Genomic DNA, 15,429 nt, shown 5'->3' with positions numbered 1-15,429 from the left:
GGGGTGGCATCGGAACGTGTGTAGGCACGGATGTGGGTGGGCTCACCCGGCATCCGTGCCCGCACCGTCACCTACCGCTCCTGGCCGTCGTTTCCACGCCGTGGGAGGCGCAGGCGCATGGTGGTCTCGCTGAAGACAGGGACGGGCCCGACAGGCCTCGACAGGCGCACGGTCGTCTCGCCGACGGGCATGGCCACGGACGCCGGGCGGGCCACTGGAACCCCCGGCACCCCTGTCCCCGCTGTCCCCGCTGTCCCCGCCGTCTGGACGGGAGCGGACCGGCCGGAGGCCCACTTCGGTCGCCGGCGCTGGATGGGACCCTCGAGCAGGTAGTACGACGCCGCGGCGAGGCCGATCGCCAGGAGCCCGGCGACCACCGTCGCCGGGCCTCGGCCGAGCCGCGCGACCAGCTTGTCGCCCGCGAACCCGGTGACGGGGAAGTGCCACAGGTAGAAGCCGTAGGAGATCCGGCCGAGCCAGGCAAGCGGGCGGCACCCGATCACCCGGAAGAGCCACGTGGGCCTGCCCTGGTCCAGCGCGAGGGTCAGCGCCGCGGCGAGCAGCGCGACGCCGGTGAAGCCGCCCCGGTCCATGACCGTCGTGCGCGCGCCGTTCTCGGGCACGGTCAGCACGGCCACGGCGAGCGCGGCCAGCGCGAGCGGCCCGGCGACCGGCAGCGCCGCCAGAATGCGCGCGAGCACCCGCCCGCCGGCGCTGGTGCCGGCACCAGCACCGGCGGCGCCACCCGCGTGTGGTTCGCCCTCCCGTGCCTCCAGCCTCGACGCGCGCAGCCAGGCCGCGAGCGCGCAGCCGATCAGCAGACTGTCCGACCTGGTGTCCAGCGCGAAGTAGGTCCGGTTACCGGAGACGCCGAGGTCGGCGAGCGTGGCCCGCCAGACGGCGACCACGACGGCACCGCCGAACAGGATCGCGGGCAGCCGGCGGGCGAGTGCCTCGCGGCGGCAGATCGCGACCAGCGCGACCGGCCAGAGGAGGTAGAACTGCTCCTCCAGCGACAGCGACCACACATGCCCGAACCAGGCACCGCCGGAGTCGGGCCGCAGCACCCTGAAGTAGTCGTTGACGTACAGCAGGGAGGTGAGGGCGTTGTCGAGGAAGTCGAGCTGGTCGGCGCGCGTCTTGAGCAGCACGACCAGGACAGCGCCGATCACGACGAACGCGTAGTACGCCGGCATCAGGCGGAAGGCGCGCCGGACGTAGAACGCCTTCAGCGAGATCCCGCCGGTCCGGTCCCGCTCGGCGAGCAGCAGGCCGGTGATCAGGAAGCCGCTCAGTACGAGGAAGACGTCCACCCCGAGGTAGCCGCCGCCCAGCGCCGCCATGTGGTAGCCGAGCACGCACAGAACCGCGATGGCGCGCAGACCGTCGAGCGCCGGGTTGTAGCCGCCGGGCCGCATGCCACCACGGGCCTCGCCGCCCCGGTCGGCCTCGCGGACCGGGGCGCCCTGGTCACTCTGGCCGCCCTTGCCGCTCCGACCGGCCGCGGTGTCCCGCCGGTCGAGCCGCCCGCCCGTCCAGCCACGCCGCCGGGTCGTCCCGCCGGCCGCCGCGGCACGCCGGCGCCGCGGGTGCCCGGCAGGCTCGGGCCATGACGGCGGGCTCGAGGACGATGACGTGCGCGGCCAAGGCTCCGAAGAACCGCCGGAGTCACCGAGATCCTCGAGACCGCTGTCGACGAATGACGACGACGAGCCGGCCCCGGAGGAACTATAAGTACGGTCGAGATCCCGCAGACCGTTGTCTACAACGGAGTAGCGGTTGTATTCTACATCCGTGTAGATTCGGCCTTGCGCCGAATCCCGCCCGGCGGGCTCCTCCCCCGGTTCGCGCGGACTCGCGCCCATGCCGTCCCCCTAGCTGCCGGCCCCCTCGGCCGTTGTCCGGCCGACCGGTTTCCACGAGTTGATTCCGTGAGTTGATTCCGTGCGAAGAGATTCCGCACAGACGGTTCACAGTAGTCGCACATGCAGTGGATGCACCGATGCGGTCGGCGGCGATTCAGGAACGTCATCTGGCATTAGCAGCAGCGGGACAACACCATCCATGACCGCGCACGGCGAGTTATTGCCCGACGACGCCGCCCACTGGTGGCCCACCTGGCCGAAGAAGATCGCGCACATACAGTGGCGATGGAGGGTTCGACGCTGGTCATCGCCGGCGACCGTCGCCGCCCGTCCACGACGCCCCTCGGCCGGCGGGCGCACCGTCTCTCGGGTCCTCGCCCTCCCGGGGCGGGCGTCGAGGTGCCAGCCGTCAGCGGGCGTCGCCCGCCGGCGCCGCTGGCCGGCGTCGTCAGCGAGCGCCGTCAGCGAGCGCCGTCAGCCGCGGTGATTTCGGCGGCGAGACCGTCGATGATCCGGGCCTGCTCCAGGTCGAGGAACGTGACGCCACCGGCGTCGTGGGTCGCGAGCGCGAACGTCACCCGCCGCCAACGGATGTCGATGTCCGGGTGGTGGTTCATGCCCTCGGCCACCTCGGCGACCTGCCGGACCAGCTCGACGCCGGCCAGGAAAGTCGGCGCCGTCACCGTGCGGCGGATCGTCCCGTCCGCGAACGACCACGCGGGCAGCCCGCGCAGCCCGTCGGCGATCTGCTCCGCGGACAGCGCGTCGGGAACGTCGGCCATGGCGGACTCCTTCCGCTCGCCCCAGTCCGGCATGCACGTCTGAGTCACGCCAGGGTCCACCGCCGGTAGGGACCACACCGTAACGCGGTTGAACCGTCGTCGCGACCAGCAGACGAGGCGGAATCATGGCCGCGTCACGACACAGGTCGCCACCCAGCACCTTTGCGGAAGATCACCATCCGCCACATCGGAATCCGGATGGTGCGGTCGGGCGGCGGCGGCAAGCCCCGGGATGGGGCCGTCGGCGAGACTCTCCCCACCCGGCCGGGCCCGTCCGCCGCCGAGGTCTACAGGGTGCAGCTGGGGGGTGGCGGTGGGCCCTGTGGGGCGGCAGGTGCCGGGCCGGCGGCAGGCGTGGCGCCCGCGGTCATCGGGGAGACGACCGTCGTGTACTCGGCGCCGAGAATGAGGTGGATCCCGGTGATGGTCGGGTCAGCCCGGGTGATCGCGCCGGGGACCGCCGCCTGCACGGTCCACGCGGCCTGCTGCTGGCCGGGTCCATAGAGCACCCGCGACGTCGTGTAGTTCCGGGGGTCGGCGTTGAGGGTGCTTCCCACGCGGAAGCCTTCGCGCGTCAGAGCGGTCGCCGCCGTCGAAGCCAGCCCGGACCTCGTGGAACCGTTGTAGACATCGAGACTGATCTGCGCGGGCGGAACCGTGACAGGACCTGGAGTCGCCCCGGGATCCGGCGTGGCCGGCGCAGTGGTGCCAGCGGGAGTGACACCGTCGACATGCCCGCCCAGCGGGACGACGATCTTCGCGAGGTCGACCGGGTCGTAGAGCAGTACCGCGCCGTAGCCAGGCAACGTTCCATTCGCCGGATTTCCGCCGTCCGCGAGTCCTGGCGAGCGCGTCGGCAGCGTCTCGACGTGCATCGTCCCCGCCGCCATGTCTTTCATCGACAGGCCGAGGTCTTTGAGGTCATCGAGCGAGGTGTTCTCGTCGAGGGCGAGCGCATCGGTCGCGGCCTTGATCAGTGCCGTCGACTTGATCGGATTTGTCAGCACGTCGCTGCTGGTGGCCTTGCGGAACACGGCACCGAGGAACTGCTGCTGGCGGTTGATCCGGGCGATGTCGCCCGCGAGGAAACCGTGCCGCTGGCGGACGAACGCCAGTGCCTGCTCGCCGTTGACATGCACGATGCCCGGGCCCCCGGACCAGCCGCTCATCGAGTCCTTGGTGTTGGTGCTCAGCCGCCACACACCAAAGTCATCCTTGAAGTGGTCCTTGAAGTCCGACGGCAGCACACAGACGTCGACACCGCCGATCGCATCGGTGATCTTCTTGAACCCCGCGAGGTCGACGGAGATGTAGTGGTCGACCCGCATTCCGGTAAGGCTTTCGATCATCTTTACCAGCAGCGAGGGCCCGCCGTCGGAAATGGCCGAGTTGAACCTGCCCTTGTGCAACTTGTGAGTCTTGCCGGCCGCGTCGGTGTACTCGGGAATGATGACGAGGGTGTCCCGTGGGAACGAGACCATCGTCGTTTCCCCGTTCTTGGCCATGTGGATCAGGATCGTGCTGTCCGACCGCTGGCCGACGACCGATGAGCCGCCGTACTCGTCGCCGGTGCCCGCGCGGCTGTCCGTACCAACGAGCAGATAGTTCGCCACACCGCGTTCGGTGGGCGGTCGATCGCCTCCCAGGTCGAGCCGGACGTGGCCCACGTTTCCGTTGGCGTAGGTGTACTGCGCCCATCCTCCGGCGCAGACCAGCAGTATGGCGGCGGAGATCAGCGCCAGCAGCCCGGAGCCGAGCCGACCACCGGGAACCCGCCCGCGTCGCGGCCGGCCGCGCCTGCCACCTCGCGGGCTCAGGTGGGAGGGAAGCGGCACTTCTCCTGGCACGACCACGTCTCCTCGGTTCGCCTCAGGTACCCCGACGATAATGGTAAACGAGGCGTTTCATCCGGTACGCACCATCTTCACCATTTGTCGATCTTGACCTGGCGGTGCTCGCGGGCGTCGCCCGTGGGCCCGCCGAGATGGCGGGCGCGAGGTCCGGTGCGCCCTCGCCGCGCTCGCCCTCGACTCGTCGCCCAGGCCCCAGATGCTCTCCCCGCCCAACCAGCCAGCGCGGCGCTGGGAACCGAGATGACTACGCCGTCGGCTGTTCTGGCTCGCCGGCCGCCACGCCCGCCAGACCGTGCCGCACCTGACCGCCCACCGCCCTGGACACCACTCGCCGTCCGGGCGATCACCACCTCGCGCGCCCTGCCCGCTCCGGATGACCCGACCCACCGACGTCCCACCCCGCCGACCACCCCGCCGATCGGAAGAAACGCCGCCTCGGACGTGAGCCGGGCTCCCACCCCGCGCGACAGCAAGGGCATCCCGCCGCGGCCACCCCCGGCCGAACGGTACAACTCAACATCAACAAGAGTGGAAGGTCAGCCACGATCACATCCGGCCAGGGCACGAAAGACCTGGGCCAACCTTCGCTCGACGACCAGTGACAAAGGGTCAGCGATGTCACGCTCCGCGAAAGGCCTCGCGGGCCGAGTCCCCACTCTCCTTCCCCAATAGCCGGAGGTCAAAGCGCCGGTAATACTGCCAGGAGCCGCTGTTCGGAAGGCGGTCGTTCACCGAGTCATTCCCGGCAGTGCCGGCGCTGGCGAGGTCCGCCGCGCCACGACCTTGCTGGGAGTCCGGCGCGGACTCGACAGCGACCCCGGGTGAAAGATCCGTAACCTCCCAGGCCGCAACCGGGAAAACCTCTCCGAACGTGCCCTCGCCAGGCTGTGGAACAGCCTGATCAATTCGGCGAACCCGGGCAGACCATCCTGGCCGCCTGAATCGCAAAACGCGAAACTACGCCCTGGAATCCCGAGGATTCAGTAGGACGGAGTGGTCCAATAAATTGTTTGTCCGCCCGGTGTAACGTCGAAAAGGCCCTTCGCGTAAGACGTGTATCCGGCGTCATTCAGATGGCCGGTCGCGCACGGCGGCGGACCGTCCAGGCGGCATTCAGAAGAGACGCCGTCACTTCTGATAACCTGAGCACGAAGGCCCCATCCAGGATAGCTGGATCCCGAAGCCTGCATCTTCGCCCACACGGTACGGCAGTTCGGGCTGTACCAAAGCTCCGCCGTAGCGTTGCTGTAGTTCGCGCTGTAGACCCTGTAGCCGTCGGTCTCATCGCAAGCAAGGGCCGCCGCCCCACCGGCGACTCCCTCCGGAGTGTTTGCCGACGAAGTGGCTGCCTGTGCGACGGATGCACCCAGCAGGGAAGAAGTGGACAGGCCCAGTGCCGCGACGGCTGTCCACCCAGCGTAATTCCGAGGAGACACTCTCGAATACCCTTCAGAGTAAAGAATAGCAATCTTGGCTGTTGTCGTCGACGGAGCGGCGGAAGGAACGGGTTTCGCGTGCTACAACGGCTCCGCCCCAAGCCGATGTTGTCGACAGGAAAACTCCATTGGGCTGTGTCCGGGCAACGGGGATCCGGCCCAGACGGCCTACCGCATCCGAAGAACCCCGCGGTGGCCGCCGCGACTCGTACCGCGAAGGAACCCAGCGGTCAGTACTGCGGGGTCGAACGGATGGGGCCCCCGGGGTACACCTCGACCTGGAGTTTGGTCGTGTAGCCGGCATCATTGATGTGGATGGTGCTGCACCACTGATTTTCGTCCCAGCACATTTCATGCGGCGTCGAATAGCCGTCCGACCTGATAAGCCAGCCCTTGGGGGGACCGATGGGATGGTCGGCGTTGCCGAGCCACTTACCCCAGACGGTACGACAGCTCGGGCTGTACCAGAGCTGCCCGAGTTCCATGCCGCTGACGGAGTCGTTCGCGCTGCCGACCTTCACTCCGTCGCTTTCGCTGCACGCCAGCTGGGCGCTCTGCGACTCGGACGTCGAGTTCCAGGGCGAGGCCGCCTGGGCCGCCGGCCCAACCACCCACGACCCCGCGACCGCCGGCACCACCGTCCCGGCAAGCACCAACCCACCACGCCAGACACGCATCTCGGCTCCTCTCCTCGTACATTTGGACACCTGTCGCCAGCCAGCGGCCCATTGATGTACGGTGCGCCGGCCGCTGGACCCGTCGGGCCGAACCGTCAATAGGCCGGGGTCGAGACAATCGGGCCGTGCCAAAACAGCTGCACCTGCAGCTTGGTCGTGTAACCGGCGTCATTGATGTGATCCGTCACGCACCAGCCGTCGAATCCGCAGCCGATGTCGTGCGAGGTGTTGTAGTTGTCCGACCGGACAAGCCACCCCGTAGGCGAGCCCAGCGACGCCTCGTCATCGCCGAGCCACTTGCCCCAGACGGTACGACAGCTGGAGCTATACCAGAGCTGCCCGACCTCGGTGCCCTGGTAGTCGGCGCTGCCGACCTTGACGCCGTCGCTTTCGCTGCACGCCAGCTGCGCGCTCTGCGACTCGGACACCGAGTTCCAGGGCGAGGCCGCCTCGGCCGCCGGACCAGCCACCCACGACCCAACGACGGCCGGCACCACCGTCCCGGCAAGCATCAACCCACCACGCCAGACGCGCACGTCAACTCCTTCTCGTAGCACGGTCCGCCGAACGAACCGTCCGAACAGAACCTGGTCGGACCGACACCGAATCAGCACCGCATGCCGACCCGGAGCACGAAAGAGTTTCCAGCCTCGCCGCGGCGGTGCCCCGACAGAATTCGACGCCCGCGCACACTCGTGCCTATCCCGACAACTGCCCACCCATGGCTATTGCGGCAGGTCCTCGACAGCCTAGGCCCGCGAGGAATCCGCGTCAGCGGACCCCCGAGGAACCTCCGGTGAACACACGACCGCCGCCATCGTTCGGCCGACCGTGCTCAGGCGGAGGATAGATGGCCAGGACGTACTGGTCCCAGTGCCTGCCCGCATAGTAGCTGTGATTTTTGAGAATACCCTCGACCTCGAACTGGCGGCCCTCCCCGCTGCTGAACGAGCCGAAGTTGAAGGCTGGGACCTCCATGTAGATCTTCCTGAGGTCCCAGGTCGCGAACAGATACCGAACGAACACGTCCGACGCCTCGACGGGAATACCTGTGCCGACGAGCTCGGGCACGAACAGCGCCGCGAAGAACGCAAAACGCTGCACATGATCGCAGTTGTAGCAGACAACCTGCCCAACGGGCTGCCGAGTCTCGTTCGAGATCACCGCGAACTGCACCAGGGCGCCGGCCTTGAAGCCGGCGCAGAAATTCTCGAAGTCCGGAACGAACCCACGGAACTTCCACCGGTGGCCGACATCGGGATCGATCGCCATCCGATACATGAACGGCATCAGCTCGGGCGAGATCGGCTCGAACCTGAAACGCTTCGTCGCCCGCGGCGCCGGCATGACCGAACCAGTGACGTCCGCGGCGGGGGCGACGGGAGTCGAGGCACGAAGCGAACCCACGTCGTCCGGCCGCACCTGGGCCCTGCTGTAGGCATCGTAGAGATCCCCGACGGTTCTCAGTGAGGTGATCTCTTTTTCCGTCAGCTCAATCCCCGCCTCGGCGAGGATGGTTATGAGTTCCAGGCGTCTGAACGAGTCCAGCCCGAATGAATCCTCCAGCACCGCCGTGGACGAAACCTGTGGCGGCTCACAGCCGAGCCTCGCGGCAAGGAGGCCCTCGAAGTCCGCCTGGGTCATCTGCATGGTCGCGGTCCTCAAACAGTTGTCCGACTGCATGTACCTGCCACACGCCAGCGCCATAGCGAGCGCAAGCCCTGCATACCGTCCGGTGGGCGAATGATCTTTGCGCCTAAGCGATGATCTGCGCTGCGTCAACAGGATGGCACATGCGGACGATTCGTGTCCAGTAGGTAGCACTGGCAAAAAATGGGCCCACCTCGACCCGTTAATAGATACACACCGTGATGTGTCACGCCGAGGAGTCGTGATTTGATCTTCGGACCAGCTGGACGCCCGAGGGGCTGACCAGCGGATAGAGCCCTGAATCCGGCATCGCCCACGGCTACCATCAGTGACAGGCGTTCCCGAAGCCACCGCGCGCACGAAACTGCGTTCGTGCCATGCTCGCTCGCGACGACCGACGGTATCCGATGGATGCCCCACAGGCAGGGCCGCACGACTTCAGCTACATCGCGGCGCCGTTGCGTGGTATAGATGTGGCCGGGCCGACGGCATGGCGCCGGCCCGGCCCCCGTCGGTGGTCCGCCAGCGGTTCAGTCCGTGGCGCCAGCAATGGAGCGCCATCCACCAAGGCAAGTCAAAGCATTTGACCCGCCCGCACGCTCAGATCTGGCGAAAGGCCGGGCACCGTTTTCGGCACGGCTCCGAACCGGGATTCAGGCTCGCCCGACCCGCTTGCGCCCGCGGCGTCGCGGACGGAGCACGAGACGATATGGACGAACGGGAGTGACTCGCGCCGGGAACCACTGACGCGCAGTACCACCGGCTCGGCACACCACACAACAACAAAACGCCCGCGCGCCTCAGGTGCCGAGGGCGGCCAAGGCCCGCACCAAAGACGGCCACCGATCGCGCGGACACATTTCACCACAATTTAACCTTACACGACCCGCCGCGCCTGGGTCGATATTCCCATGCCCGCGGACATACTCATGACGCCACGTGGAGACAACAGAATGCGGTATGCGGCGCAGTTGAGCGCGATGCTGGTCTCGGAGGGGTTCGTCGACGTCGAGGAGGATCTCCCGGAAGACGAGCCCCTGCTGTCGTCGGGGCTCCTGGACTCCATGGAGCTGATCCGCCTCATCGGGAGGCTGAACGACGAGTTCGGAATTTTGATCAAAGGCGCCGATCTGGCGAACGCGAACTTCGAGACCTGCGTGTCGATGAGCCGCCTGCTCGAGCGGCTCATCACGGCGCCGATGCCCAGCGCGTCCCACCCGGCTGGTTGACGTCCTTCCCGTCTCGCACAGCCGTCAAGGGCCTGAAGATCACCCCTCACGAGAGGCTGACACACAAATGGTCTACCTGCTGGACGCCATGGAACGGGCCAGTAGAGAGGACGGCTCGGTCACCTTTCTTTCCCCCGAAGGCGACGACCGTGTGAGCTGGGGCGAGCTCTATCAGGTAGCGCTGCGTCAGGCCGCCCGTCTGCAGGAGGACGGCATCGGCCCGGGCCGGACGGTCGCCGTCCTCGGGCTGACCTCCCGGGCCGCGGTCACGGCCATCGCGGCGGTCTGGCTCGCCGGCGCGGGCGTCGCCGTGCTGCCGACCCCGGCGCGGACGATGGACGTCGACGCATTCCTGTCCGCGACCGCGCGGCATCTGGATCGGCTGGAAGCGTCGCTGGTCCTGGTCGGCCCGCCCTTCGAGGATCTGGCCGCGCCGCTGGCCGCCACCGGCCGTGCGGTGACTCCGCTCGACCGGGTGCTGGAGCCGGGCCCGGTGTCCGACTGGCGGCGCCCCGAGGTGGCCGACGGCGACACGGTGATCCTGCAGCTGACGAGCGGCACGACGGACGAGCCCAGGATCGTGCTGGTCAGCCACGCCAACCTCGCGGCCAACCTGCGGGGCACCGCGGCCGCGATCGGCCACGGGCAGCGGCATGGCGGGATGCTGTCCTGGCTGCCGCTCTCCCACGACATGGGCCTCGTCGGGGTCCTCGCCGCCACGCTCACCTGTGGTCAGTGCGACCTCTTCCTGACCTCACCCACCGAATATCTGGCCGACCCGGCCAGCTGGCTGCGGCAGGCGGCGCGCCACCGCGTCCAGACCATCATCGGCCCGGCCTCCGCGTACGCCGTAGCCGCGCGGCTCCTTCCCCTCGGCCCCCGCCTCGACCTCTCCCGCGTCACGCAGGCGATGTCGGGTGGGGAACCGATCGACCCAGACGTCATCGAGAAGTTCCTCGCAGCCGCGCGGCCGCACGGCCTCGACCCGCGTGTGTTCCTGCCCGGCTACGGTCTCGCGGAGGCCACGCTCGCGGTGACGATCCCCGCCCCGCTCGGGGGGCTCCGCGTCGACGAGATCGACGCCGACGACCTGACGGCGGCCGGCGCCGCCCGGCCGCCGCGCGCCGGGCGGCCGACCCGGCGCCTGCCCCTGCTGGGGCCGCCCATCGCCGAGACCACCATCCGGGTCACCGACCCGGCCACCCGCCACGTGCTACCCGACCGCACGGTCGGTGAGGTCGAGGTCCGCGGACCCGCCGTCACCAGCGGCTACCGCGGCGCCACCTCCGCGCCCGGCCCGGTCGTCGACGGTTGGCTGCGCACGGGAGACCTCGGCTACCTCGTCGACGGCGAGCTGGTGATCTGCGGCCGGCAGAAGGATCTGATCATCGTCGGAGGCCGCAACATCTACCCGGAAGAGGTCGAACGGACCGCCGAGCAGGTGCCCGGTGTTCGCGCCGGCAACGCCATCGCGTTCTCCGTCCAGCGGACGGGTGGTTTCGGCGAAGGCCTCGGCATAGCCGTGGAGTCACGAGCGCCGGATCCGACGTCCGTGGAGCGCGCCGTCGCCGACCATCTCCTGGCCACCATCGGGCTGTGGCCGGTCACGACCCGCGTTCTCCCGCCGGGCTCGATCCCGAAGACACCATCCGGCAAGCTGCAGCGCGCCGAGGCGGCCCGCCGGTTCGGCGCCTCATGACCAGCAGCGTCGCCCGCCACGACATCGTCTCCGGCATAGGCGTCGACCCCGCCGTCACCGACACGATCGCGAGCCTGCTCGCGCAGGGGATGTCCGCCTGGACAGAGCCCGACCCCACCCGACGGCGCGACCTGCTCGCGGCCTGCTGCGCGTCGGACGTCGAGTACGCCAGCCCGCTGGGCACCGCCGTCGGCCTCGACGAGTACACCGATCTCATCGGGGAGGTTCACCGGGCCTACCCCGGCTTCCGCCCCGTCCGTACCAGTGCCGTCGACCTCCACCACAGGTACGCCCGGCTGGAATGGGCCTTCCAGGACCACGCCGGCCGGACGAGCCTCACCGGACTCGACGTGCTGACCTTTACCGAACAATCACGGATCGCCTCGGTCACCGCCTTCTACGGGCCCACTCCGCCTATCCGTTACGTCTATGGCAGTACTGGCTGAGGCAACGTCTGACGTGTCGGAGTCGCGGACGCCCCAGCCGCCGTGGCGGACGATGGTGATCATCTCGGATCCTACCAACCCGTATGCCATGGCCAAGCCCGCCGACTACCCCTAAATCTTTTCGGATCGGTGCCAGCCCCGAGCCCAAATCCTCCCCCGGCAACCGGTGACGAACAACCAGCACCAGCGAATTCGCGGTGCACTCCTTGCCTACTTTCTCCGCCGAACTCGATGCGAACCGCGGTAGGTCCTGTTACGCTTCCTCTGTCGCCTCGTTACGCATGGCTGGGACACCGTCGTTCCAGGCTTCGATAGATTCTCCGCCTTGACACGCTCACACAGGGCGTCGCCTTTCGAGACGGTCCCGCGCGACGAATCCGACGGGAGCCGGCACCCGCCCGCCGAAAAGCGGTAGAACGGCGCCTCATTTCCACGGCCGGCACCGACCGTCATCGTCCACGTCGTGATGCGGAGACTCACCAGAAACGTCCCGTCGGCCATGCCGTCGGCGACCTCAATCGGCCCGCCAATATTGGCGGGACGGCAATCCCGTTATTCCACGAGTCCGCCACAGCCACGGCGGGCCGTGGAAACGAAACTCAAAGGAGAAGAATTTGCGCAGCGTAACACGCGCCGCGGCCGCGACGACGGCCATGGCGATCCCGGCGGCCGTCGTCTCGTGGGCCGCGATGCCCGCCGCCCAGGCCGTCGCGCCGCCCTCGCCGCCCTGCGGCATCAACGGCGGGTACGGCAACGACGGCGACCTGATCTACTACACGCACGCGACCGACAGTGGGATCGGCTTCCGGGTCGAGCTCTGGTACAGCGCGACCTGTCAGTCGGTCTGGGGCAAGACCGTTCGCGACAACCCGGGTCAGAATCTGGGGGACGAGCTCGGCTGCAACATTCACAACGACACCACCAATGCGGAGGGCTCGGGCTGGCCCGACGACCCCTCGAACGGTGGCAACTGCAAGACGCCCGCCTTCTGGGACAGGGGCACACTGTCACATGCGATGGGCTGGGGCCCAAGCGGCAAGATCGTTACGACCTCGTCCTGGTAGGTAGACAGCGCAAAATCCCAGATCCGTCGGTTGTCCGGCGGCTGGCCCGGCGGGCCGGACGCTGAAGATTCGCGGAGTGGGTGGGGAGCCGACGTCTCGTCGAGGATTCGGCTCCTCACCCATCGCGGGGTCATGCGGACAGGGCCCACCGAGACCCCGTCCGAGACCCCGTCTCATCGAACCTACGGCCAACTCGCTGCGCGGCGACGTCAGCGGCGCTTCGAACAGCCCGCGACCGGGAGACGCCTCACCGCCTCCATTCGCGGTCAGGGCCCTACTTCACGCAGCGGTTGTCGGCGGAGACCGGTGCCTGGGTGTAGAACGGCGTGGCGGCGGTGCCCGCGGACGCCCTGGCCGCCGGCGAGGCGATGACGGCGGTGTCACCGTCGACGAGGTCGTTGCCGACGACGAGGACGATCTCGCCGGCCGCCCCGGAGCCCGCGCCGGACAGGGCACGGGCGCCGGAGACATCGGCGACCAGCCGGTTCGCGGCCGCGGCGTCCCCCGGGGCGAAGCGCACCTCGGTCTGGGCTTGGTTCCGGTCGTCGGCGACGCCATAGCCGACCACGTCGTAGCCGGCGTTCCGCAGCTTGCTCGCCACGGTCTTGGCGATGCCGCCGGTCGTCGTGCCGTTGAGCACCCGTACCCTGACCTGGCTCGGCGCGACGATCGGGGTCGGAGCCGCCGTCGGCGCCGTTGGGCCCGTTCCAGCGGAGCCCTGGCCACCGGTCTCGGAGACGATCGACGCGAAGAAAGCGCGTACCGTAGCCGGGTCGTAGAGCGCGTAGTAGGCCTGCCCGCTGCCGCTGGTGGCCCCCGAGAGCGGGATCGTGGTGAAGGTGACCTGGCCGGCGCTCATCGCCTGCATCCGCTCGGCAAGCACCTTCAGGTCGTTCAGGTCGGTGCCCGAGTCGACCGTCACGGACTCGGTGACGGCGTTGAGGAACCCGGTGAGCTTCCCCGGGTTGGTGAGCAGGTCGCCGCTCTTGACCTTGCGGAAGACTGCCGCGAGGAAAGCCTGCTGCCGCTGGACCCTGGTGTAGTCGCCGTTCGGAAAGCCATGCCGCTGGCGGACGAAGGCGAGCGCGTTGTCGCCCGACAGGAGGTTGACGCCCTCCTTACCGTGGAAGCCCGACATCGAGTCGTCGAGGTTAGTGGAGACCCGCCTCCGCCCTTGGTCATCCTTGAACGGGTCCCGGTAGGGGTCCTTCACCATGCAGACCTCGACGCCGCCGAGGACGCTGCTCATCGTCCTGAAGCCGTTGAAGTCGATCTCGGCGAAATGATCGATACGCAGATTCGTGACGTCTTCCAGAGTGCGCAGCAGCAGGGCGGGACCGCCGTCGTTGAACGCCGCGTTGACCCGGTTGGTACGCGCGGCGTGCCGCTTGCCCTTGGAATCCGTATAGGCCGGAATTCTGACTTTCAGGTCCCGTGGGATCGACACGAGGGTCGTCTTCTCGTCGGCACCGAGATACGCGATCATCATCGTGTCCGAGCGGGCGCCGCCCACGTCGGCCGCATCGGAACCGGTCCGCACGTCGGAGCCGACCAGCAGCCAGACCTCCCGGCCATGCGGGATCTGCGGCGGGCGGGTGCCCTCGACGTCGCCGTCGCTCAGATCGGTCCGGTCGACCCGCGAGTCGTAGTACTTCGTCGCGCCGTAGCCGAGGCCGATGACGAGGAACAGCGCGCAGGACACGATCCCCGCGAGCCCGAGGAGCAGCGCCCTCGCCAGTCCGCGCCGCCGGCGCTCATCGTTCTCCCCGCGTGGGCTCAGTTCTGGTGGAAGGTCCGAGCCGTCCCCGTCGTCCAGCTCGGCGGCCGCGTCATCGGGCTCGGACTCCCCGGCGGCGCCGCCGGCAAGGGCTGGCCCGCCGGCCGGATCGACGCCCGCGGCGTCGTTCGCCGCAGCCGAGCCCGGCTCCGCGGGCCGGGCCGGCTCCGCGGACTGGGCTGGCACAGCGAGCTGGCTCGGCTCGGTGACCGGGCCTGGTAGGGCAGCCGCAACGCGCGCCGCCCTGGCGCCACCCTGGGCGAGGCTGCGGCGTGGGCGTGGGAGGGCGGTCGTGGCCGGCGCGTCGGCGGGGCGTTCCTCGCCGTCGCCGCCGGGGCCTGTCTCCGCGGCCGGCGCCGGCTCGCCTTCGGGGCCTCCGGCCAGGCGGGCGAGCCGCGCCCGCGGCGAGAGCCGTTCACCCACGACCAGCCGCGCTGACGCTGAGAAAGGCGCGTCACCAGCCGGCTCCCGCTCGCCAGCCGACCCGGCACCACCAGCCACGGGGGGCCCACCAGCCGGCCTGGACCCACCGGCCGCGTCGGGCCCGCGGGCCGCGTCGCCAGCTCGAGTCATGTCGGCAGCCCCGTCCCCAGCCGCCTCGGCGCCGTCGACCGGGTCCGCCGTCGCGGCGGCAGGCGAGACACGCCTGTCGCCGGGCGCGGGCGACCCATCAAACCGAGCAGTCGCCACGGGCGGGATCCAGCCTCCGAACCGCAGGGGGCCGCCGGGCGCGTGGCCGTGGGGGCGGCCCGCGTGGCCGTCGGCGACGGAAGAAGTCGCTCAACATTCATAAGTCGCTCAACACCGGTACAACGCGACTGTACCGACAGTAGCCGCCAGCGAAACGCCCCCAACAGGAACGGCCCGGTCACACCTCGGTTCCTGAAGCGGCGGGGGGGGGGGGGGCCGCGGGGGCGCCCCCCCCCCCCCAGGCCCCGGGGGACGCCGCGG

General features: G+C 69.1%; 11 protein-coding genes and 1 pseudogene. 5 read left to right on the top strand and 7 right to left on the bottom strand.

Annotation, left to right across the window (positions count from 1 at the left end; translation table 11 throughout):
- Positions 1–71: 71 nt before the first annotated feature.
- The 3 genes from QOZ89_RS14675 to QOZ89_RS14665 form a co-directional block, all read right to left on the bottom strand.
- Positions 72–1,865 (bottom strand): acyltransferase family protein, encoded by a 1,794-nt coding sequence (locus QOZ89_RS14675; protein WP_312624031.1) that lies wholly within the window; start codon positions 1,863–1,865, stop codon positions 72–74.
- Between the two features lie 461 nt (positions 1,866–2,326).
- Entirely contained in the window at positions 2,327–2,647 is a 321-nt protein-coding gene (locus QOZ89_RS14670; RefSeq protein WP_071053808.1) for a 4a-hydroxytetrahydrobiopterin dehydratase, read from the bottom strand.
- Positions 2,648–2,934: 287 nt separating this feature from the next.
- Entirely contained in the window at positions 2,935–4,494 is a 1,560-nt protein-coding gene (locus QOZ89_RS14665; RefSeq protein ID WP_312624030.1) for an LCP family protein, read from the bottom strand.
- 151 nt (positions 4,495–4,645) lie between these two features.
- Here QOZ89_RS14665 and QOZ89_RS14660 point away from each other — a divergent pair.
- A pseudogene (locus QOZ89_RS14660) lies at positions 4,646–4,872 on the top strand (IS1380 family transposase); the annotation flags it as partial.
- Between the two features lie 1,294 nt (positions 4,873–6,166).
- On the opposite strand, the gene QOZ89_RS14655 reads toward QOZ89_RS14660, so the two are convergent.
- The 3 genes from QOZ89_RS14655 to QOZ89_RS14645 form a co-directional block, all read right to left on the bottom strand.
- On the bottom strand, positions 6,167–6,613 hold the full coding sequence (locus tag QOZ89_RS14655; RefSeq protein WP_071053752.1) for a hypothetical protein: 447 nt from the start codon (positions 6,611–6,613) through the stop codon (positions 6,167–6,169).
- Positions 6,614–6,708: 95 nt separating this feature from the next.
- Complete coding sequence (locus tag QOZ89_RS14650) at positions 6,709–7,149, bottom strand: hypothetical protein (protein WP_312624029.1); 441 nt, start codon at positions 7,147–7,149, stop codon at positions 6,709–6,711.
- 235 nt (positions 7,150–7,384) lie between these two features.
- Positions 7,385–8,263, bottom strand: a complete 879-nt coding sequence (locus tag QOZ89_RS14645; protein ID WP_312624028.1) for a GNAT family N-acetyltransferase — start codon at positions 8,261–8,263, stop codon at positions 7,385–7,387.
- Positions 8,264–9,216: 953 nt separating this feature from the next.
- On the opposite strand from QOZ89_RS14645, the gene QOZ89_RS14640 reads away from it, so the two are divergent.
- The 4 genes from QOZ89_RS14640 (at position 9,217) to QOZ89_RS14625 (ending at position 12,701) form a co-directional block, all read left to right on the top strand.
- On the top strand, positions 9,217–9,492 hold the full coding sequence (locus QOZ89_RS14640) for an acyl carrier protein (RefSeq protein ID WP_071053749.1): 276 nt from the start codon (positions 9,217–9,219) through the stop codon (positions 9,490–9,492).
- Positions 9,493–9,559: 67 nt separating this feature from the next.
- A complete protein-coding gene (locus QOZ89_RS14635; RefSeq protein WP_071053748.1) occupies positions 9,560–11,191 on the top strand; it encodes an AMP-binding protein in 1,632 nt (543 codons plus the stop codon).
- Complete coding sequence (locus tag QOZ89_RS14630; RefSeq protein WP_071053747.1) at positions 11,188–11,637, top strand: nuclear transport factor 2 family protein; 450 nt, start codon at positions 11,188–11,190, stop codon at positions 11,635–11,637. Before QOZ89_RS14635 ends, QOZ89_RS14630 begins: the two co-directional genes overlap by 4 nt.
- 614 nt (positions 11,638–12,251) lie before the next feature.
- Positions 12,252–12,701, top strand: a complete 450-nt coding sequence (locus QOZ89_RS14625) for a hypothetical protein (protein WP_131804215.1) — start codon at positions 12,252–12,254, stop codon at positions 12,699–12,701.
- 274 nt (positions 12,702–12,975) lie between these two features.
- Here QOZ89_RS14625 and QOZ89_RS14620 read toward each other — a convergent pair whose 3' ends face one another.
- Positions 12,976–14,901, bottom strand: a complete 1,926-nt coding sequence (locus tag QOZ89_RS14620; protein ID WP_071053745.1) for an LCP family protein — start codon at positions 14,899–14,901, stop codon at positions 12,976–12,978.
- Positions 14,902–15,429: the final 528 nt, after the last annotated feature.

The organism is Pseudofrankia coriaricola (assembly GCF_032027725.1).
In the GTDB taxonomy this organism is placed as follows: Bacteria; Actinomycetota; Actinomycetes; order Frankiales; family Frankiaceae; genus Pseudofrankia.
This window is presented reverse-complemented; position numbering and strand designations above follow the sequence as displayed.

Excerpts from the sequence above, each read along its gene's own strand:
- QOZ89_RS14630 (WP_071053747.1), top strand. The coding sequence starts at position 11,188 with ATGACCAGCAGCGTCGCCCGCCACGACATCGTCTCCGGCATAGGCGTC.
- QOZ89_RS14655 (WP_071053752.1), bottom strand. The coding sequence starts at position 6,613 with ATGCGTGTCTGGCGTGGTGGGTTGGTGCTTGCCGGGACGGTGGTGCCG.
- QOZ89_RS14645 (WP_312624028.1), bottom strand. The coding sequence starts at position 8,263 with ATGCAGATGACCCAGGCGGACTTCGAGGGCCTCCTTGCCGCGAGGCTC.
- QOZ89_RS14640 (WP_071053749.1), top strand. The coding sequence starts at position 9,217 with ATGCGGTATGCGGCGCAGTTGAGCGCGATGCTGGTCTCGGAGGGGTTC.
- QOZ89_RS14675 (WP_312624031.1), bottom strand. The coding sequence starts at position 1,865 with ATGGGCGCGAGTCCGCGCGAACCGGGGGAGGAGCCCGCCGGGCGGGAT.
- QOZ89_RS14670 (WP_071053808.1), bottom strand. The coding sequence starts at position 2,647 with ATGGCCGACGTTCCCGACGCGCTGTCCGCGGAGCAGATCGCCGACGGG.
- QOZ89_RS14635 (WP_071053748.1), top strand. The coding sequence starts at position 9,560 with ATGGTCTACCTGCTGGACGCCATGGAACGGGCCAGTAGAGAGGACGGC.